The following is an 18,795-nucleotide window of genomic DNA, read 5'->3' as shown; positions in this document are numbered from 1 at the left end:
TAAATCCTCTGACCGAAGTCAGAAACACATGGCTGAATTTATTCTCTGAAAACACACAATGTGAGGTGAATCCTAGATTTGGGGATAATAGGTTCGGTAAAGGACGGGACTTCTGGTCGAATCCGAACCAGCCAGGCAACGATGACTACAATGAACAAAAACATCGGTACCATCATGTTATCAAGATTAACCTTGGCACTGCTGAGCAGCTTTTCTGTCAGGTCACACTGTTTTTGAATGCCATCACCGTTATCGGTGAGCTGAATTGTGTCGGTAAGAGCAGACTGCTTAAACGAGCACATGCTAATGATGCTGGTATTCTGCATAAAGCAGATAGCAAAAACCCACCCAACCAGAAGTAAGGTAATTCTCGCCATCACTGCAGATTTCAAACGCTTGATCATTAACTCTGTAAAACCCGAGGATTAAAACCGCCCCATTATGGGTATGCGGCTAAAGTGAATGTTAGTGTAGTGTCAGAACTTCACTATACAATTTTCTTTTGTAAAAAAATCTTATCAACGCCTGCCGTTGGGAAACCTTCGTAGCGCCCAACTTCTTTAAAACCAAGCTTGAGATAAAAATCCGCTGCCTGAAACGAGTAGGTATCCAAGTAAATATCCGTTACGCCATGGGCTTTAGCTTCTTGCTCGACTCTAGCCATTAAGCTAGAACCCGTGCCTGCAGAGCGTTTGACTTCATCTACCCATAAAAATTCAACAAAAAGTGTATTTGTAAAAATCTCACCCGTTAATCCGCCGACAAAATCACCTTGTTCATTTTCAGCAATGCACGCCAACGACACAATGTCTTCATCAGGAAAATGCTTGAGGTTAAATGATTTCAGCCCATTGTAGATAGCATCTTTAATATTCTTTGGCGGGTTCAACATGAAACTGATGTGCATAGGCTTCCTTTCCTCTTAACAAATAAGGCCAGCAATTGCTGGCCTTACATTACAACTCTGCGATAAACGAGCTTAGCATCCAAAATGCCAGAATGGCAAAAATCAGCCCCATGAACTTATGTTGGTATGTTCGGAACTTGGCATTTTCAAGCAGTGGTTTACCTAAAGTACCCACCAATGCAACCAACAGGAAGTTGAAAGCCAGCCCTAGCACATTGAGCAGTAACCCCAATGCCAACATCTGTTCTCCAGATGATGCCTCTATATTGACCGAGACAAACTGAGGTAAGAACATGACAAAAAAGACTAAAGCTTTAGGGTTAAGCAGATTACTGACCAATGCTCTCTGATAGAAAGTCCCAGCCACTTTACTTGACGGGTCCAAATCAGGATTCCCACTGTCACTCGCTCGTAGACAATCCCAGCCCATTTTTAACAAATAAGCGCCGCCTAGAAGATGAAGCGCCTTAAGCGCTACAGGGCTCATAGCCACTAAGGCGGAGACGCCTGCCGCAGCAAGCAGCGTTAAGATCACACCTGATGTCGCGTTACCCAAACTGGCAAAAACACCTACTCGACGGCCATAACTCATACTTGAGCTGGCGATCAGAAGCATATCCGGGCCAGGCAACAATAAAAGTGCCACCACTGCAGTTAAATAAACTGGAAGCACCGATATATCAATCATAGTTATTATATTAATTAGACAAGAAAGTGCGGGATTTTATAGCAAAAAAAGATCAATAACTAGATATAAAACTCAAATGCTGAGCAAAAAAGCAACACATAAAACCATTACAGATTATTAACTTTTTCTTAAAAGGAAAGCAATTTTGTACAAAAATAAGCGAAACTTATAAGCTAGACTGGTGAGAGTTTTAAGTGTGGAGTTTCTAGGAATGGCTGATAATAAAAAGAAGGAGTCGGCACGTTTTCAACTTGCTTCTGAACTTGGCGGGCTAGAGTTACTCGATGCGAAATACACTCATCAAAACTTTTCACGCCACAGCCACGAAGGCTATACCGTTGGTGTTATAGAGAAAGGCGCTCAAAAGTTCTATCGAACCGGAGGCAATCATATTGCGCCTCAAGACAGCATTATTTTAGTCAATGCGGATGAAGTGCATAACGGCCAGACGGCGACTGAAGGAGGATGGGAATACAAAGCTATGTACCCTCTTCCTGAACAATTCTCTCAGATAACCTCAGGTTTAACCCCAGCATTATCTGCCCCTTACTTCCCAGAGCCAGTCGTATACGACCCTGAAATGGCACAACAGTTAAGGCTGGTATTTGATGTACTAGAAAAGTCAGACAATAAACTACTTAGAGAAACGTTGGTTTACGGCACACTGGTTAAACTCATCGCTCGCCATAGCAAAAGCCGTCAATCAAGCGATTTAATAACGTCTGGCTCTAAACAGATTGGTATCGTTAAGGAATTTCTCGATGACTTTCCACAGGCGAATGTGTCGTTGGAAGATCTGGCCAAACTCGCAGGATTAAGCCCATTTCATCTTGTGAGGAGCTTTCAGAAATCGTATGGGTTGCCACCACACTCCTACCAAATCCAAGCACGACTTCGATTCGCGAAGCGCCTGATGCGGCAGGGAATGAAAATCTCAGATGTTGCTCAAGAATCCGGATTTCACGATCAAAGCCATTTTCATCGCCACTTCAAACAAGCGATGGGGGTCACACCCAAGCAATACGCCAACAGCATTTAGCAGCGCAATTTTATACAAGGCACGCGGTTTTACGTGTGTATTAATGATTACAAGTCTAACAACCAAATAAATTTTTATGAGTAGTACGACATTGAATTCGCCTTACACACCTAGTAAACAACGATTATTCATGCAAGGAGCATTCGCTATGATGCCTCTCAGCATTGCCGTTATTCCTTGGGGGCTGCTGGCAGGATCTTTTGCAATTGATGCCGGACTGACTGTGATAGAAAGCCAAGCTTTGTCGGCGATTCTTTTTGCAGGTTCAGCTCAGCTTGTGGCAACAGGTATGTTAAAGGCCGGAGCTGGGCTCGCCACAATGCTGCTGGCGACCTTCTTTATTACTTCACGCCACTTGTTATACAGCGTTTCTATGCGTAGTAAAGTCAGCCCATTACCACTCAAATGGCGTTTAGGACTTGGATTCCTACTCACTGATGAGTTATTTGCATTGTGTGGGCAACAATCAGAACAGCAGTTCAATCGCTGGTATGCATTCGGCGCGGGGCTCAGCTTTTACCTTTTCTGGAACCTAGCGACCTTGGCGGGCATCATTGCTGGCAGTCAGATCCCAGCAATGAATGAGCTCGGGTTGGAATTTGCGGTCGCTGCAACATTCATAGCAATTGTCACGCCAAACATCAAAAGCTTGCCTATATTAATGGCGGTGTTAACTTCGCTTCTCGTCTCGGTGGTCTGCAGCTATTTGAAAATTGAATCAGGGCTAATGATTGCCAGCGTATGCGGAATGGTGGCGGGCTATATGTGCGAAACAATAAGAGGGGCGAAGTAATGGTTATGCTCTCTATTCTAGCGATGACCGCACTGGTTTTCCTAAGCCGTTATGTATTTCTTGAGCCTAGACTACCATTGCGATTAAGCCCTAAAACGCATCGCCTTCTCAGCTATTCAAGCCCTGCGGTTCTGACTGCAATCTGGGCTCCCATTGTATTCATGCCTGAGAAACAGCTTTGGCTTACGCCAGACAACCCATACCTACTTTCTGCAATATTGGCGGCAATCTTGGCTTGGAAAACTAACAATGTGTTACTGACGACCTTAGCCAGTATGCTGGTGTTTGTTGGACTACAGCTGTTTTAACCGAATATCAAAGCCAACAACAAAACACCACATCCTAGTATCGTCACCCACTTGACCAGTACACCTAGCTGAGTAGTGCCACCTTTTGGTGCTTGATTACAACATCCCATAATAATGACCTCTGAGTTAACCAGAATTCAGAGGTTACTCCTTCCACTAGGGGAAAGGTAAAGGGTTATTGCGCTAACCATTCAATTTCGATCAGCGTTTTACCTTCAGCTTTTAATCGCCCAAGGAACACATCGCCAGTATGAACTTCACCAACGCCTTGCGGGGTGCCAGTCATTACGATATCACCATCATTTAAAGTGGTGTATGTTCTGAGCTCTTCGAGAATGGTTTGGGGCGGATACATCATTTGGGTGACGGCACCCTTTTGAACACGAACACAGTTAATAAACAGCTCAATCTCCAGAGATTCAATTGCAATACCGTCCAAAGAAATAAAGCGGCTAAATACGGCGGAACCGTCAAAAGCTTTCGCGCGCTCCCACGGTAACCCTTTATTCTTAAGTTTGGATTGCAACTCGCGTTTGGTCAGGTCTAATCCAAGCCCAACCGCGCTCAATTGACCTTCACGTACAATAAAGCAGATTTCACCCTCGTAGTGTAAGGTTTCACCGTGGTGCGATATTAACTGAGAAGAGATAGAAGAAGACGGTTTGTTGAACACAACCATTTCATCCGGTACTGCATTATTTAGCTCTTTGATGTGTTCAAGATAATTGCGTCCTACGCAAACCACTTTGCTAGGATAGATACTTTTATCGCCAAATTTTACCGAATTCATGCTGCTTCCCTGATCGTTCTACTCCGAACGCCAATATTAATTCAACAAATTAATGAATTAACCCATCGTGTTTCGAAACTAAGATCCAATCCCCATAATTGGTACACCCAGCCCAGAAAATAGAAAAACGCCTATCCAACACTGGATAGGCGCTAACACAATTACGTGTTGAGGCAGTAGATCTTATTGATTTATAGGAAGTAACGAGCACCAATGGTCCAATTGTCTTCCTCTTTCACGTTGATGTCATTACCTAGGTCAAACTGATAGCCTGCAAAGCCAATGAACTTAGGTGTAAAGGTGTACTCTGCTTGTAGAGCCGACTGGCTGTATTGAGTTTTGCTAGTTTTATCGTTAATTTCAGCTTCGTAGTTAACGCTGAAATTCCAGCCATTACCAAGTGCATAAGCCAAGAGGATTTCATACTGGTCACTTTCAGCCATAGCACCGCTAGCAGTAACATCATTGTTCATATTTTCATTCATCGCATAAACAACCGCTGAATAGAGGCCGTCACCGTATGAACCTGAGCTGAAAGCAAACGCGTGAGAATGCGCATCCACATTGTCAACGTCACCACCATTGTATGAGTAGCCTAGGTTAAAGCCATAGACATTCATCGACAGGGCAATTTGACCACGAGCATCATACTCACTGCTTGTACGGGTCGTTGTAACAGTGCTTCCGACAGCTGATTGAGTATCCGTGGTTGCAGTATGCTTACCTTGCCATGCTAAGCCTAGGTTTAGACTTCCCATGTCTCCCAGTTCGATCGCTTTACGGTAGCTGACCATATCTTCACCGCGAGCTGTACCGAGATTGTTGTGATCGTCATATAAGAAATCATTCGCAAACGCGATAGGGTAGTCTGCTGCGCTCGCTACGTCGTAGTATGGAGACCACTGCGTACCGACAACAAATCGACCGAACTGCTCATGAGTCGCACCAATGTAACCCAGACGAGTAGTGAAAGAGGTATCACCACCATCAAGGTAGTTCAGAGCCCATTCGCCTTTCGCATCGACAGTAAAGCCATTGCCAATATCTTGTGTTCCTGCGATGTTGATTCGAGGAGACACATCATGCACCTCAACTTCATCTGCTGAGTCATACTCACCGATACCTACATCTACGTAGCCACCGATAGAAATTGTTGAACCTTCGCTGTTGTAGATTTCTGCAGCGAAAGCGTTAGTACCACATGCTGTTGCCGCAATTGCAGCGGCTAATAATTTAATTTTCATAACTTAACGTCCGTTTAGGGTTGTAACTTCTGTCCGTGTCTGACCTGTAGGGCCAAAGCATCACGAACAATTAAAACGTAGTACGAAATATTTAAAAATGAAGTGCAACCAAGTGCTTAGCATGAAGATTTATTAGAAATTGCTCAAATAACAAAAATGTGAACAATTTTTAACCACATGAAAATATTAAAGTTTTTAGTGAGAGCAGAGGTCTTTTTTTACCTCTCGATCAAGTTCACACTTTTTGAAATTTAAACGGAACTTTTTTGAAAAAAGTAAAAAGCCCTCTATCAATAGAGGGCTTTTGAAGCTAAATCCAGTCAAATTAACAGGATAGCAATTAGACAAAGTGCAACGGTGGAACAACCTAGTTGGTTGCCCTACATCGGCTATCTGAAAATCGTATTTGCCCAGCGCGCAAGTCCTGCCGTTACCGAACCAAAATAGTTTCCGCTTATCACAGGTATGTCTGGAAGTACGGATTTCACTGCCCCAGTCAAGATAGGTGAACGGGCTGAGCCCCCTGTCATGTAGATCACATCAGGCTTGATGCTGCTTTGCTTAATGGCTTCAACCACCAGCGCTTTGATTTTCTCGGTTGGATTGACAATGGCTTCTTCCATTTGTTGACGCGTTACAGAAAGTGAAACCACTTCAGAAAGTAGATCCAAATTTGCGTTGTAAACAGCCGAGTCAGCCAATGCTATCTTAGTTTGCTCGGCTTCTCGAATCACCGAGTAACCAAGGGTTTCTTGATGCAGCTGCACCAGTCGAGCCAGTTTTTCTGGTTCACGAGCTTCCTTTAGCAACAGTCGTAGCTGCTTGAGGTTTTCATGTGCGTAGAACTTGCGCTGCGCCTGAACATCGTTGATTGCAATGGGGTTCCAAAATTGAGTGGTTGGGATGTCTAGGCCCGACTGGCTGGTTGACCCCATACCAAACTCCTGCATAAAGCATTTAAAGGCAGTGAAAATATCTAGGTCATTACCGCCAATTCGCTGCCCAGAATGAGCAATCAAAGACCCACTTCTGTCTTGCTTTCCGCACCAGCTTGGGCCCATCTGAACAAATGAGCAATCTGTTGTACCACCACCAATATCAACAACCAGCACATTTTTATTCTGTTCAAGGCTCGCTTCATAATCTAAACCTGCCGCCAGAGGCTCAAACTGAAACTCGATATCTTTAAAGCCGGCTCGGCGGGCAGCGCGGCGCAAAATACCTTCTGCCTGTAGGTTAGAATCATTTCCCCCTCGGCCGAGGAAGTTCACCGGGCGACCAATGACTGTCTGAGAAATCTCTTTTTGGAGTGAACGTTCTGCCTGAGTTTTGATATTGGCCATCATGGCGCAGACCAAGTCCTCAAAGAAGGCCAGCTGCATATCACGTAAGCCTGTCACCCCAAGGAACGATTTGGGGGATTTTACGTAATAAACGTCCTTGGGGTCTTCCAGATAGAGCTCTAAGGCTTGTTGACCAAATCGAATATCGTCAGAGCGTACTTCCAGCCCTTCCTCACGATTAAGCTTAATTGCTCGACGCAGTACGCTTTCACTGATTTCACTACCCGGTTCAATATCTAGGCAACGAAACAAATATTCAGAGACAACTTCTGCTGTTGGCGCACATAAAGTAGATGGAATATAGTAGCTATCTCCAACCAGAGGGATCTGCCTGATCTCATCATTGACCAATTCCGCTACCGAACAGTTAGCCGTTCCATAATCGAATCCAATCGCCATCAATCACCTCTTTATCATCTACCAAAAATTGGGCCGCACAGTAAAGCCTACACTTATAGACAGGTCAACCCAGTTAGGTTAATTCTTTTTAACTTCATCCATTTGTTTTAAAGTGGCCGCTATCCGTTCATGTACTTAGGGAAGCAAGGAAGTGAATCTACGCCAGATAGAAGTGTTTTATGCCGTCATGCAGGCAGGCACAGTGTCAGGGGCAGCCAAGCAGCTTCATGTTTCACAGCCCAATATCACCCGAGTACTGGCTCATACTGAGCAGCAATTGGGTTTCACGCTGTTTGATCGAATAAAAGGTCGGCTGGTTCCAACTCAGGAGGCCCAGTCTCTGATTACGGAAGCGGAAAAGATCTACCAACAGCTTGGCCAATTCCGAAGTTTAACCAGCAAACTCAAGCATGGTCAGCATCACCTCCGCATTGGTTCACCGCCAATACTTGCCTCTGGTTTCCTCACACCGGTCATAGCGCAGGTGTGTAACAACACTGACTATACCTTAGAAGTGTGCACTGCAAATCGAGATGAACTGATTGATGGTCTAGTCAAAAACGAATTAGATCTTGCCGTTTGCTTTGGGGAAGAGAGCGCTTCTTCCATTGTTCAAGACACTTTACTCAATACTGAGATGAAGGCACTGCTCCCCGCAGAGACGACCTCTCAGCACTCGGTCACGCTTCAGGAACTACTAGAGAGTTCGTTGCCACTGGTTGGACTCGACACGCGAGATCCACTTGGGTTTCAGCTACACCAATCAATTCATTCCGTCTCCCCCAGCTTTCACCCAAAGGTCAGCGTTAGAAGTTATAATGTTGCCGCGGAAATGGTCTTGCATGGTGCGGCAAACGCCATTATCGATCCTTGGACCGCCAAGCATTATCAATCGTATCCGCAGATCCAATGTGCTTCATTAATGCCGGCGATACCAGTAAATGTCTCCTTAATTTATTGCCAGCATTACCCGCTTTCTGTTTCAGCCAAGTGGTTCGCTGAACGTCTCCAAGAAGCCGCGCGACAAGGCGTATAGCTTAACGTTATACCCTAGCAACAAATAGGTATTCGGCATCGAGCATTGAGTTCAATAGAGTGTATGCATCTGCTTACTCTGTTAATCAAGGATGCTTTATGTCTATTGCTCAACCTTACTTACTCTTTCTTGGCAACGTTACCGACCCGATTTCAGCGAAAACGGCACGAGGTATTGCACTTTGGCGACCTGAACAATGTGTTGGTGAGTTACGCCTAACGAGTGACACTGTCACCCTGGGTTTACCCAATCTAACGCTAGCAGAAGCAAAAAATGAGGGAGCAAAGACACTCGTCATTGGAACAGCCAATGCAGGTGGCTTCATACCTGAAAGCTGGCAAGAGTGTTTAATTCAAGCGGCGGAGCTAGGTTTTGAAATTGCCTCCGGCATGCATCAACGCTTGAAAGATATCCCTAGGCTGGCCGAACTGGAAAAACAAGGCATCACTAAACTGCACGATGTTCGCCATTTTGACCAGAGCCTAGAAGTTGGCAATGGCATCCCACGCAAAGGTAAACGTATCTTAACTGTCGGTACGGATTGCTCTGTCGGTAAAATGTTTACAGCATTGGCATTAGAAAAAGCACTGCACAATATTGATGTCTCGGCACAATTTAAAGCCACAGGCCAAACGGGCATCTTGATTGACGGACAAGGCATATCGATTGATGCGGTTGTTGCGGATTTCATTTCGGGCGCTGTAGAAAAAATCAGCCCTGAATTTACCGATCACGAATGGGATATCATCGAAGGTCAGGGCTCACTGTTCAATCCTTCTTTTGCAGGCGTGAGTCTCGGCTTACTACACGGCGCGCAGGCAGATGCTTTGGTACTATGCCACGAAATTGGGCGCCCTCACATTCGCCATCTACCGCATTGTGAATTACCGACGATTGAAGCAACGATAAACGCTAACCTCGCAGCTGCACAACTGACGAATCCTAATGCTCAACTGGCAGGTATCAGTCTGAATACCTCTGCTATTAGTGAAGAAGATGCCATGGCGCTTTGTGCCGATTGGCAAGAGCAGTATCAGGTTCCGGTCACCGATCCAGTTAGATTCGGCATCGATGCAATTGCCGCACATATTAAAACTCTGTGAGGCCAGACATGGACATTACAGCATTCAGTGAATCGATTCCTCTAGCTCGGCCTTTTGCCATCTCGCGAGGAGTAAGAACGCATTGTGATGTGGTTCGAGTGGAGATCCACCATCTATCTCATGTTGCGATGGGAGAATGTACGCCTTACCCGAGGTATGGCGAAAGCGTTGAATCAGTATTGGCGCAAATTCATCAAATGATTCCAAAATTGAAAGCGCTTTCTGCTGCTGACGCAAAAGTTGCGCTGCAGAAAATGCCGGCTGGAGCCGCAAGAAACGCGCTCGACTGTGCATTATGGGATTTGATCGCAAAGACGGACGGATTACACTTTCCATCTCCCTACTTTGATATTCGCTCACAAATCGAGACGGCGATGACGGTTTCGATCGATACACCCGAAAAAATGGCGCAGCAAGCCAGTGATTATGTTGAGCAAGGCGCTACTCTGCTCAAGGTCAAACTGGACGACAAAGATATTGTACCGCGAGTCACTGCCGTTAGGCGTGCAGCGCCTGAATGCAAAATTATCCTTGATGCCAACGAAGCCTGGCAGAATGAAGATCTCGATGAGCTTTTTTCAGCGTTAGATCAGCTTAATGTCGCTATGATCGAGCAACCTGTTCCTAAAGGCCAAGATGGTTTATTGAAGGAGATTTCACATCCGATTCCTATCTGCGCTGATGAAAGTTGCCATGTGCGTAGCGACCTCTCCCACTTAGAGGGATGCTACGAGATGATCAACATTAAGCTCGATAAATCGGGCGGCCTGACAGAAGCACTGGCGTTGGAACAAGAGGCCAGAGCGAAAGGGTTTTCTATCATGGTAGGTTGCATGCTTGGTACCTCGTTAGCAATGAAGGCAGCTTTGCCCATCGCAACCCGAGCGGAGATAGTTGACTTAGATGGGCCAGTGCTACTCGGCACGGATATCCCAGATGGCTTAACTTACCAATCTGGAACTTTAGATTTAAACAATACTCAAAGATAATATATTCCTGCCTGATTTATAGCCCCGCCTTAAATAGAAACCGTTTAAGGCGGGGTTTCTTGTTTATTTATTAATCAAACTAGTTCTAATTAACTAGCATTTTCTAGTAATAAAGTACCAGCCCAAAATAATCATAAATATATCGATAATGTTCCTCACTTAAATCGCACCATAAATTAACAAAATATTGTTCTAAAGTTCATAAAACAGCTGTCGATAACAGTGAAAAAGTCATTACTTATTTAATAGATATACCTAAAAACTCAGAATCTAAAAATTCCTTAGTAATATATCTAATACTATAAGGTTAAAATGACTCTGCTTTGATAGTGGAGGTACTCACTGCATGACCAGCCCATTACCTAAAAGGCTAAGAGACATAAGAAAGAAAAGAGGTATCACTCAGGAAGAACTGGGGCAAAAACTAGGGATGGAGTCAGGAAGCGCTAGCGCTAGAATTAGTCAATACGAGACTGGTAAACATGCTCCTGATTACACGACCGTAAAACGCATATCTGCGGTACTAGAGATAACCGTCGCTTACTTCTACTGTGATGACGACACATTGGCAAATATCATAATAGAAGCCTCCAGCCACAGTGAAACAACAAAGCTTGATATTCTTAAAATACTAGAAGGAATTCAAAAACAATAAGTTAGCATCTTTGCTGTTTTGGATAGACACGACAATGATTTCTGAACTCGACCTCGCCATACAACTGACAAAAATAATAATTCTTCTCTACATATCCTACCTTTTATTGCGCCATCAGGTGAGCAATAAAATACTGTATGGATGTTTATTAGCTATGATTTCGATGATCATTGAGCTATTCATCAACTATTGTCAGTTGTCGTGGCCAGTTATTAGTTCTGCTCACAAAGATGAAGTTTTGCTAATTTCGTCGACAACGCTGCTAATTGCGCACATTTTGATGCTATCTGGCGTATCCTCGTTATATTTCAAACTCAAAGAGGAATCAGAAAAAGATCACCTGACCCAACTTAATAATCGAAAGTTCATGCGCAAGATCCCAGAAAAAGATTACGACGTCATCTATCTGGATATTGATAATTTTAAATCTATCAACGATACGCTTGGCCATGATTACGGTGACGCCTTACTCGTGTTATTTGCTCGATACTTATCTCACTGCATCCTCAAAAATGAATATTTGGTTCGATATGGCGGAGATGAGTTTATTGCTTATGTTCAACCTGGGCGTAGCAGTGACTTTATTGAGCAATTACTAGGATACGTAGCAAATTCTGAAATTGAATTTAGCTATGGTGTTTCAGGTAGTGCTAAAGGCGAACTGTTTTCAGCAATCACCCGAGCCGACAAGAATATGTATCTGATGAAGCGACGCAGAGCAACCTCTAGAGGACGTAAACCCGCTCAGGCTAATGAAGCCTAAGCTGGCTTGGCATCGCTTTACTTAACCTGCTTTGCAAGCGATGGAATCGCACGCACGCCCCTGACCACGCTTTACTAAATGCGCTTTTTAAACTTTTATTAATAGAATGTGAGAAAGGATTCTCAAGGTAGCTTATGGTGGCATCGATTGGGCGTATCGTGAAACATGTATTCGCGGCATCTGTTTTGCTGCTCACGACCAGTTGCCTTCCGCAGCAGCCCAATATCAAGCTCGGTGTTGTCCTACCTTTGACAGGGACCTTTGCTATATATGGTCAACAGGCACTCAAAGGCGCTCAGCTCGCCGTTGACCAAATTAATGCTAATGGTGGGGTGCTTGACAGACAACTTGAGCTCATCATCCGTGATAACCAGACTGACCCTGCAAAAACAGTAAAGTACAGCCGTGAGTTAGTACAACAAAGCCAAGTATTTGCCTTATTTGGCCCTGTTAGCAGCGCTGCTCGTTATGCCATGTCCGAAGTCGCGGAAACATTCCAAACCCCTTTGTTTTACGGGATCGATTATGAAGGCCGACATTTTAATCGCTACCTGTTTTGCTACAGCGCCATCCCGGAGCATTACATTGAACCTATCGTTCCTTACTTGATCGACAACGTAGGTAAGAATTTTTATATCTTCGGCTATGACTATATCTGGCCACATCGAATGGCTAAAAGTATCGTTAACTCTGTCAATGAGCACCAGGGTCGCGTCGTTGATATAGAATTCACCCCATTTGGCGTAAAAGACTTCACTTCTGTATTCGAGCACATCAAAACCTCTGGTGCCGAAACACTGATGCTTATCTTACCCGGTGTCGATGGCTTTACCTTCCTATCTCAGCTGAAGTCCTTTGAATTTGGCCGACCTCTTCAAATCGTTGCGTTTGCCGCCGATGAAACCTATCTGTCCAATCTTGATGATGACTCTTTGGAAGGCGTGCTCACTGCCCTACACTTTTTTAGTCAGAACGATGAACCTGTGTTACAGAAATTCGTCAGCGATTATAAAACCTACCATGGCTCCGAGTCGGTGGTGACCTATTCGAGCAAAGCCCATTACGATCTGATTTACTTACTCAAAGCGGCGATAGAAAAAGCGGGCTTGGTTGATAAAGAAGCTGTCATCAACCAACTCCCGGGGCTAACTCTATACGAAAGGGAATTGGCGATTAAACTCAGAGATGATCATCACTTTGAATTGCCCATGTACTTGGGCCAGTTTACCAGCGGTAATCTAAGCGTGATCGAACGGTTAGGGACCATCAAGCCAGAGGATCAAAGACCTGTAGGAAATGAATAAGCTTAGCGTAAAGATTTTTATCATACTTCTACCTTTAGCAGTGTCATTGCTGATCTTCAGCTACGCCTATTACAAAGCTCGCGAAAAGCTCACTATCGACCATATTTTCCAATCTATTCAACTCTCTTCGTCCCTCGGCGCCAATGAAATTAGCCACTATGTTGAAGGGCGATTTACCGAGTTTGACCGCCTAAGTAGCGAGATAACAACTTGCAAGAAAGGGCAAAACTCCTTGTCTATCTCTTCTGCTGACGCTTTGAGCTTCACCAGTGGTTTCTCCGCACTCGCAATTTCAGACTTATCTGGACAGGTCACTACGTTTAGTTTGTCGTCCAACAAGAGTAACCGTTACGTACTGCGCAAAAACATCAGAGGTCTCATTCTTCTGCCGGAACACGTTCTTGCCCTACTACACACTTCCTACCAAGAATGGCAAACCACTTATCCAGAGAATCTAAAGTTAGAAAAGGAAACGCTCCGCCAATTGCTTGAGCTTAACCGGCGTGGTGAAGTGAATTCTCAAGCAAGTCGGGACTTGAGTAACTTGCTGGTTAAAATTCGCGAGGGAAGACGGCTTCCTCGCCAAGTCATTAGCCTTGCCAGCGCAGAGACCATCTCAAAACTCGGCCTAATATTCGACACCGAAAGTTATCTATATTCGCGACCTCTCATTGGATGCGATAAGCAAATCGTCGGCTTTTACACCGCCGTATTGGATCGCACCATTGTTGAAGACCATCTTTACCAGATAAAAAGCACCTTAATTCAGAGTAACCTCCAACATGTAGATGTGCTGATGGTACGAAACCAAGGTCTTCGCTCACTGTCTGCCGCTAATCATCTATCGTTGGATGCACTCTCCAAGGCAGGCCTTAATCAGACCAATAAACCGCAGATGAGGGACGATCTAAATGGGATACTGATAAACCAACCCATAGAGTTAAATATTCAGAATCATCTTATCTCTGTGGACAATACCCACCCATCCATTCCCGATAATCAAAAAGGCGTAAACTTGGTGGTGTATGTATCAATGGAGGAACTCAAGTCGAGCAACTTGATGCTGATGCGCGAGGTGTTCCTCTATCTGTGTATTGCTCTGTTCTTGTTTGCTTCTTTAACTCTTTATCTTTCCCATTACATTGCCTCGCCGATCGTCGATCTGCGCCGACGAATCTCGGTACTCTCAAAAACGGGCCGGGCTAAAACCGATTTCTCTGTCAGAGATGATGAAATTGGCCAGCTCTTTAGTGCCTTCTCTGACATGGCTTACAGCATCAAGACCAAAGAATCTCAACTGGTTAAGTTGGTGCGCGAAGACCCATTAACAGGCATTCTCAACCGTCGCGCATTGGTCAATCATGCCGAGGATATTCGACGACTCAATGCCGTATCATGCATATGTATGATGGACCTCGATCACTTCAAACAGATTAACGATAACTACGGCCATGCGATTGGAGATTCGGTGCTGAAAACCTTCTGTACGTTAGTGGCCAGTGAGATCCGCGATACCGATATCTTTGGTCGACTGGGTGGTGAAGAATTTGCGTTAATCTTGCCGGAAACCCAACTGGAAGATGCCGCCAGTTTGGCGGAGAGAATTCGCAGCCGAGTAGAAGTTCAGCTGGTCGCCAGTTTGAGATCGGTCGTCTGTTCCAAAGTAACTGTCAGCATCGGTGTAGTGGAATGGTTGGACGATGACTTTGCCAAAGCACTGTCTAGTGCAGATAAACACCTGTATATGGCAAAAGAAAACGGGCGTAATCAGGTTAAAGTACAGGAATCAAAAAGCCCGCTATAGTGCGGGCTGATGTTGAATAACTGTTTCTACTGACTCAAATCTTCATTCGAGCGACATTCCTACCTGACCAATTCGAGTTTTGAACTCTTCAATACTGTCAGCCTGATAGGTGGGCGAGCCGTTAAAATATCTTGGTTTTTCAGGCAGCATGGCATTTTTCAACGCGTTTTCCTGATCAATGTCATCGTGGTAGACAGTAACGCGATGTGGAATGTCCTGTTTAAATGTCGCCATTTTCTCTTCTCCTTTTCATCTTACGTATACACGAATCTAAGCGTAGAAAAGGATCCCAGACTGTCAAAGCATCCCATTAAGCGTGGGTTGCAGATTAGCAAAGCGTTAAGCCAGACACTTCCTTGTTTGCGCCCCTTTTTTCGCCTAAGCCAAATCATTTAACAGGAATTCTGATTTTGTGAGCTTACATCCACATCCTAATTTGAAGCTAAATTAAACGGAACTTTGGCAAGGTGATGATAAACGCCAAACCCGGCTCTTGAGATCTCACATCAATTTTTCCCTGATGGAGCGCAATAACACGCTCAACTATCGCCATCCCTAGACCTGCTCCTTGAGCTTTGTTCTGGGTTTCTTTACCACGGAAAAAGCGCTCAAAGATCCTATCAATATCAATCTGACTCATTCCCCGACCGCTATCGGCAATCACAATCTGTACATACTCTTCATGCTCAATCACTTCAGCCCAAATTCGAGTTCCCTCACCGGAGTAGCGAATCGCGTTGTCCATCAGATTTCGAAACAGACAGTTAAGGAAAATCTCATTGCCTTGAATAGCATAGGTTTCCTCATCGGCTTCTAATGTGATTTTTTGTTGTTGCTTCAATGCAAGGGGCACTAGCTCAGCAATCACACTGCGTAATATCTCAGCGACATCGACGGTTTGGCTTAAATCCACAACCAGTCCACTCTCGACTTTTGCCAATGTCAGCAGCTGCTCAATAGTCCGCTCTGAGCGCGTGATGCTCTTTTCAATCTGTTTGAGGTCATGGTCTTTTTCCTCAGCATTCTGCGTTTCAAGAGCATTCTGCGCATTAAGCTTGATGACGGCCAGAGGTGTACGCAGTTCATGGGCAGCATCTTGGTTAAATCGTTTTTCTCTTTGCCAAGCGGCATCGACTTGATCAAACAAGTAGTTCAAGCGTTTAACTAAGCTATCCAACTCCGTTGGGACATCAGTAATATTCAGTGGTGAGAGGTTATCAATCGACTTCTCCGACACTTCCTTTTCCAGACGACTGATTGGTGCAAACAAATGATAGGTAAACAGTACCAATAGCAAACATAAGAATGGCGTTGCCACCAGCATTGGCACAATAGCAGGGATCGCAATCTTGTTTTCGACTTCGCTACGCAGATGCTTGTCTTCACCCAACCAGAGCCACATAGGCTCACCCGTTTTCGGTTGCGTTAATAGCATGGTCACGCCACGCCACATGTTGGACTGCCCCTGATCCTGAATGTCATTCAGGCCGGGATGGCGCATCATTTTTAAGTCCACCGGTGGCGCATTCGGAGAGCTAGCCAATACAGCACCCTTAGAATCCAGCAGTAAGTAAGCGAAATTGTCCTTAAGCAGTTTAGCGCGCGACCATTTTTCTAGCTTGTCTTTGGGAGACGTTTTACTGGTGATGTTAGCGAAAACGGTTTCTGGGTCTGAGTTTCGGTCTTCACCAATTACAGAAGGATCGGTCAGCAGCAACACCTTTAAGAAACTCTCACTGAGGTCCTGAAGCCGTGCATCATCAACATCCGTAATTGCCTGACGAGTATCAAGATAGACCCAGATGGTGGACGCGGTAATAACCGCGAGGCAAAGTAGCACGCTCGCCAATGCGACACGACGTTTAACAGAATTCAGTCTCATACTAGTGTTGGATGATGTATCCGACTCCTCGAATGTTTTCTATGGTGCCTTTTGGCATTTTTTTGCGCAGATTATGGATGTGTACTTCAATCGAATTGAGCCCAGCACTTTCATCCCAACCGTGCATGTTTTGCAGTATCTGAGTTTTGCTGAGCACACGACCAGCATTCGTCACCAGATAGAGGAGAATTTTAAATTCATTCGGCGTCAGATTAATACACTCACCAGCAACCGCGACTTTATGCGAATTGACCGACACAGAGACATCACCCACCACGATAGTGTCATCAGCCATACCCGCCGATCGGCGAATCAACGCGCCCATACGCGCCAACAGCTCTTCCAGTTGGAACGGCTTAACCAGATAATCGTCTGCACCATGATTGAGCCCATAAACACGGTCATTGAGTTCGTCACGAGCGCTGAGAATCAAAACAGGCGTCTTGTCTCCTTTACTCCTGAGCTCTTTGAGTACTTTCAAACCGCTGATACCCGGCAAAGAAATATCAAGAATGACCAGTAGGAAGCTGTCAGTTTGAAGTGCGTGAAGGGCACTTTCACCCGACGTTACCCAGTCTGCGGTATAGTGATGTCTGGCAAGGGAAGCGGTAATCGCATTGCCAAGCATAGGGTCATCTTCAACTAATAATACGCGCATGTTATCTATCTCTGTTCTGTATCGTGACCCGTTCAGCAGTGATAAAAGGAAGGTCACAAGCGATGGTTTTATTTACTGAGTCTCACTGCTTTCAATCCATCTGCGTCGGCCTTTTGAGCTTTGGAGAGCACAGAAGCCAAACATGGAATTCATCCAAACTAACAAGCCAGACTTAAAAAACATTTAATAAACGGTGAAACATTTCATTTTTTGGCCTTACCAGCGCCAACTTGAAGTTCGAAAACCTCTGATTATATTAATCTTGTTGAACATGCTAAGTACATAAGTTTATGCACATACTTCCATTTTGTTTCGCCGAAGAGATCGACTATTGAGATAGAAAAGTAATGACGTAGTCTGACTGCAAGGTGTAATGGCACTCCACCTCTCGAAAACCCGTCTTAGCCATCAGCGAAGGCGATAAGTCCAGCCATATGCGCTGTTTGTATGGGTCAACACATTTAACCTGAGCACATTCAAAGCCGAAATACTCACCAATATAGGGATAAAGCGCTTTAAACAGACTCTCTTTGGCGGAGAAGATGATTGTGGTGATGATATCGTTACTAAATGGCAGTGACGCCAGACGCTGCCACTCCCATACAGAACAAACGGAGCTGGATATCTCCCGCACCACATTGGTCGCTAACACTTTCTCAATATCCATTCCGATGTAGCGCCTGATGTTCTGAATAGCAGGGAGCACCGCACATGCAGCGATATCATCGCAATGGGTAATGGTACCTAGAATTCCGTCTGGCCACGTTGGGCAACGATTTGTACCAACCCCGACTTGTACTCCGCTGGCAACCAACCCACCGCAAGCAGATATCGCCTGCCTGGCCGCATAACGACCCGCCAGAAACTCAGCTCGTCTTGAGCTTACCGCGCAGCCAAGCCCATCAGGACATCGAATCCTGAACTGCTTGAATAAGGTGTCGTGATAGAGGCTTTGGTTAAACTGGCACACAAAAACACTCGCGCCATTGATGAGAAACCCTTGCTCCTTGTTGAGAAACCGATCACGTGTTTGCTCAGATGAATCACGCGCTCCCACTATGGCGTCAACGTCAGGAAATAGTGTCGCCAT

At 45.0% G+C, this 18,795-nt stretch carries 20 protein-coding genes; 10 read left to right on the top strand and 10 right to left on the bottom strand.

What is annotated here, in order from left to right; translation table 11 throughout:
- Positions 1-38: 38 nt before the first annotated feature.
- The 3 genes from F0265_RS10655 to F0265_RS10645 form a co-directional block, all read right to left on the bottom strand.
- Positions 39-404, bottom strand: a complete 366-nt coding sequence (locus F0265_RS10655) for a hypothetical protein (RefSeq protein WP_171748860.1) — start codon at positions 402-404, stop codon at positions 39-41.
- 83 nt (positions 405-487) lie between these two features.
- Positions 488-907 carry a GNAT family N-acetyltransferase gene (locus F0265_RS10650; protein ID WP_171748859.1) on the bottom strand — a complete coding sequence of 140 codons (420 nt, stop codon included), beginning with the start codon at positions 905-907 and terminating at the stop codon, positions 488-490.
- 49 nt (positions 908-956) lie between these two features.
- A complete protein-coding gene (locus F0265_RS10645) occupies positions 957-1,595 on the bottom strand; it encodes a LysE family translocator (RefSeq protein WP_065742114.1) in 639 nt (212 codons plus the stop codon).
- Between the two features lie 211 nt (positions 1,596-1,806).
- Between F0265_RS10645 and F0265_RS10640 the strand changes: the two genes are divergently transcribed.
- The 3 genes from F0265_RS10640 (at position 1,807) to F0265_RS10630 (ending at position 3,735) form a co-directional block, all read left to right on the top strand.
- Entirely contained in the window at positions 1,807-2,634 is an 828-nt protein-coding gene (locus tag F0265_RS10640) for an AraC family transcriptional regulator (protein ID WP_171748858.1), read from the top strand.
- Positions 2,635-2,710: 76 nt separating this feature from the next.
- On the top strand, positions 2,711-3,427 hold the full coding sequence (locus F0265_RS10635) for an AzlC family ABC transporter permease (protein ID WP_171748857.1): 717 nt from the start codon (positions 2,711-2,713) through the stop codon (positions 3,425-3,427).
- Positions 3,427-3,735: an AzlD domain-containing protein gene (locus F0265_RS10630; RefSeq protein ID WP_064486054.1), complete on the top strand. Its 309-nt coding sequence runs from the start codon at positions 3,427-3,429 to the stop codon at positions 3,733-3,735. The genes F0265_RS10635 and F0265_RS10630 overlap by 1 nt, the downstream gene beginning before the upstream one ends.
- Positions 3,736-3,910: 175 nt before the next feature.
- Here F0265_RS10630 and F0265_RS10625 read toward each other — a convergent pair whose 3' ends face one another.
- The 3 genes from F0265_RS10625 to yegD form a co-directional block, all read right to left on the bottom strand.
- Positions 3,911-4,525, bottom strand: coding sequence for a fumarylacetoacetate hydrolase family protein (locus tag F0265_RS10625; RefSeq protein WP_171748856.1), 615 nt, complete (start codon positions 4,523-4,525; stop codon positions 3,911-3,913).
- A gap of 191 nt (positions 4,526-4,716) precedes the next feature.
- Positions 4,717-5,769 (bottom strand): porin, encoded by a 1,053-nt coding sequence (locus F0265_RS10620; protein WP_171748855.1) that lies wholly within the window; start codon positions 5,767-5,769, stop codon positions 4,717-4,719.
- 389 nt (positions 5,770-6,158) lie between these two features.
- The gene (yegD, locus tag F0265_RS10615; RefSeq protein ID WP_171748854.1) at positions 6,159-7,511 is read right to left on the bottom strand and encodes a molecular chaperone; all 1,353 of its coding nucleotides are present in this window, start codon (positions 7,509-7,511) and stop codon (positions 6,159-6,161) included.
- A 151-nt stretch (positions 7,512-7,662) separates the two neighbouring features.
- Between yegD and F0265_RS10610 the strand changes: the two genes are divergently transcribed.
- From F0265_RS10610 to F0265_RS10580, 7 genes are all read left to right on the top strand, one after another.
- Positions 7,663-8,547 carry a LysR substrate-binding domain-containing protein gene (locus F0265_RS10610; protein WP_171748853.1) on the top strand — a complete coding sequence of 295 codons (885 nt, stop codon included), beginning with the start codon at positions 7,663-7,665 and terminating at the stop codon, positions 8,545-8,547.
- A 98-nt stretch (positions 8,548-8,645) separates the two neighbouring features.
- Positions 8,646-9,650, top strand: coding sequence for an N-acetyltransferase DgcN (gene dgcN, locus F0265_RS10605; protein WP_171748852.1), 1,005 nt, complete (start codon positions 8,646-8,648; stop codon positions 9,648-9,650).
- A gap of 8 nt (positions 9,651-9,658) precedes the next feature.
- On the top strand, positions 9,659-10,639 hold the full coding sequence (gene dgcA / locus F0265_RS10600; protein WP_171748851.1) for an N-acetyl-D-Glu racemase DgcA: 981 nt from the start codon (positions 9,659-9,661) through the stop codon (positions 10,637-10,639).
- Between the two features lie 346 nt (positions 10,640-10,985).
- Complete coding sequence (locus F0265_RS10595; RefSeq protein ID WP_171748850.1) at positions 10,986-11,294, top strand: helix-turn-helix transcriptional regulator; 309 nt, start codon at positions 10,986-10,988, stop codon at positions 11,292-11,294.
- 154 nt (positions 11,295-11,448) lie between these two features.
- Positions 11,449-12,057: a GGDEF domain-containing protein gene (locus F0265_RS10590; protein ID WP_253809418.1), complete on the top strand. Its 609-nt coding sequence runs from the start codon at positions 11,449-11,451 to the stop codon at positions 12,055-12,057.
- A gap of 134 nt (positions 12,058-12,191) precedes the next feature.
- Positions 12,192-13,361: a substrate-binding protein gene (locus tag F0265_RS10585; RefSeq protein WP_171748848.1), complete on the top strand. Its 1,170-nt coding sequence runs from the start codon at positions 12,192-12,194 to the stop codon at positions 13,359-13,361.
- Positions 13,354-15,165, top strand: a complete 1,812-nt coding sequence (locus F0265_RS10580) for a GGDEF domain-containing protein (protein WP_171748847.1) — start codon at positions 13,354-13,356, stop codon at positions 15,163-15,165. Before F0265_RS10585 ends, F0265_RS10580 begins: the two co-directional genes overlap by 8 nt.
- Before the next feature lie 42 nt (positions 15,166-15,207).
- On the opposite strand, the gene F0265_RS10575 is transcribed toward F0265_RS10580, so the two are convergent.
- The 4 genes from F0265_RS10575 to F0265_RS10560 all read right to left on the bottom strand — a co-directional run bounded on the left by F0265_RS10575 (position 15,208) and on the right by F0265_RS10560 (position 18,795).
- Positions 15,208-15,399: a hypothetical protein gene (locus F0265_RS10575; RefSeq protein WP_006960494.1), complete on the bottom strand. Its 192-nt coding sequence runs from the start codon at positions 15,397-15,399 to the stop codon at positions 15,208-15,210.
- 208 nt (positions 15,400-15,607) lie between these two features.
- Entirely contained in the window at positions 15,608-17,047 is a 1,440-nt protein-coding gene (locus tag F0265_RS10570) for an ATP-binding protein (RefSeq protein ID WP_171748846.1), read from the bottom strand.
- 1 nt (position 17,048) lies between these two features.
- Positions 17,049-17,705 carry a response regulator transcription factor gene (locus tag F0265_RS10565; protein WP_006960491.1) on the bottom strand — a complete coding sequence of 219 codons (657 nt, stop codon included), beginning with the start codon at positions 17,703-17,705 and terminating at the stop codon, positions 17,049-17,051.
- A gap of 328 nt (positions 17,706-18,033) precedes the next feature.
- Complete coding sequence (locus F0265_RS10560; protein ID WP_171748845.1) at positions 18,034-18,795, bottom strand: 4'-phosphopantetheinyl transferase superfamily protein; 762 nt, start codon at positions 18,793-18,795, stop codon at positions 18,034-18,036.

The sequence above is a fragment of the Vibrio sp. RE88 genome (assembly GCF_013113835.1).
In the GTDB taxonomy this organism is placed as follows: domain Bacteria; phylum Pseudomonadota; class Gammaproteobacteria; order Enterobacterales; family Vibrionaceae; genus Vibrio.
The sequence above is the reverse complement of the archived record's forward strand: the minus strand, read 5'-3'. Positions and strand labels throughout refer to the sequence as shown.

Bases quoted from the DNA above. Each gene is read 5' to 3' on its own strand.
- F0265_RS10655 (WP_171748860.1), bottom strand. From the start codon at position 404: ATGATCAAGCGTTTGAAATCTGCAGTGATGGCGAGAATTACCTTACTT.
- F0265_RS10650 (WP_171748859.1), bottom strand. From the start codon at position 907: ATGCACATCAGTTTCATGTTGAACCCGCCAAAGAATATTAAAGATGCT.
- F0265_RS10645 (WP_065742114.1), bottom strand. From the start codon at position 1,595: ATGATTGATATATCGGTGCTTCCAGTTTATTTAACTGCAGTGGTGGCA.
- F0265_RS10640 (WP_171748858.1), top strand. From the start codon at position 1,807: ATGGCTGATAATAAAAAGAAGGAGTCGGCACGTTTTCAACTTGCTTCT.
- F0265_RS10635 (WP_171748857.1), top strand. From the start codon at position 2,711: ATGAGTAGTACGACATTGAATTCGCCTTACACACCTAGTAAACAACGA.
- F0265_RS10630 (WP_064486054.1), top strand. From the start codon at position 3,427: ATGGTTATGCTCTCTATTCTAGCGATGACCGCACTGGTTTTCCTAAGC.
- F0265_RS10625 (WP_171748856.1), bottom strand. From the start codon at position 4,525: ATGAATTCGGTAAAATTTGGCGATAAAAGTATCTATCCTAGCAAAGTG.
- F0265_RS10620 (WP_171748855.1), bottom strand. From the start codon at position 5,769: ATGAAAATTAAATTATTAGCCGCTGCAATTGCGGCAACAGCATGTGGT.
- yegD (WP_171748854.1), bottom strand. From the start codon at position 7,511: ATGGCGATTGGATTCGATTATGGAACGGCTAACTGTTCGGTAGCGGAA.
- dgcN (WP_171748852.1), top strand. From the start codon at position 8,646: ATGTCTATTGCTCAACCTTACTTACTCTTTCTTGGCAACGTTACCGAC.
- dgcA (WP_171748851.1), top strand. From the start codon at position 9,659: ATGGACATTACAGCATTCAGTGAATCGATTCCTCTAGCTCGGCCTTTT.
- F0265_RS10595 (WP_171748850.1), top strand. From the start codon at position 10,986: ATGACCAGCCCATTACCTAAAAGGCTAAGAGACATAAGAAAGAAAAGA.
- F0265_RS10590 (WP_253809418.1), top strand. From the start codon at position 11,449: ATGATTTCGATGATCATTGAGCTATTCATCAACTATTGTCAGTTGTCG.
- F0265_RS10585 (WP_171748848.1), top strand. From the start codon at position 12,192: ATGGTGGCATCGATTGGGCGTATCGTGAAACATGTATTCGCGGCATCT.
- F0265_RS10580 (WP_171748847.1), top strand. From the start codon at position 13,354: ATGAATAAGCTTAGCGTAAAGATTTTTATCATACTTCTACCTTTAGCA.
- F0265_RS10575 (WP_006960494.1), bottom strand. From the start codon at position 15,399: ATGGCGACATTTAAACAGGACATTCCACATCGCGTTACTGTCTACCAC.
- F0265_RS10570 (WP_171748846.1), bottom strand. From the start codon at position 17,047: ATGAGACTGAATTCTGTTAAACGTCGTGTCGCATTGGCGAGCGTGCTA.
- F0265_RS10565 (WP_006960491.1), bottom strand. From the start codon at position 17,705: ATGCGCGTATTATTAGTTGAAGATGACCCTATGCTTGGCAATGCGATT.
- F0265_RS10560 (WP_171748845.1), bottom strand. From the start codon at position 18,795: ATGGCGACACTATTTCCTGACGTTGACGCCATAGTGGGAGCGCGTGAT.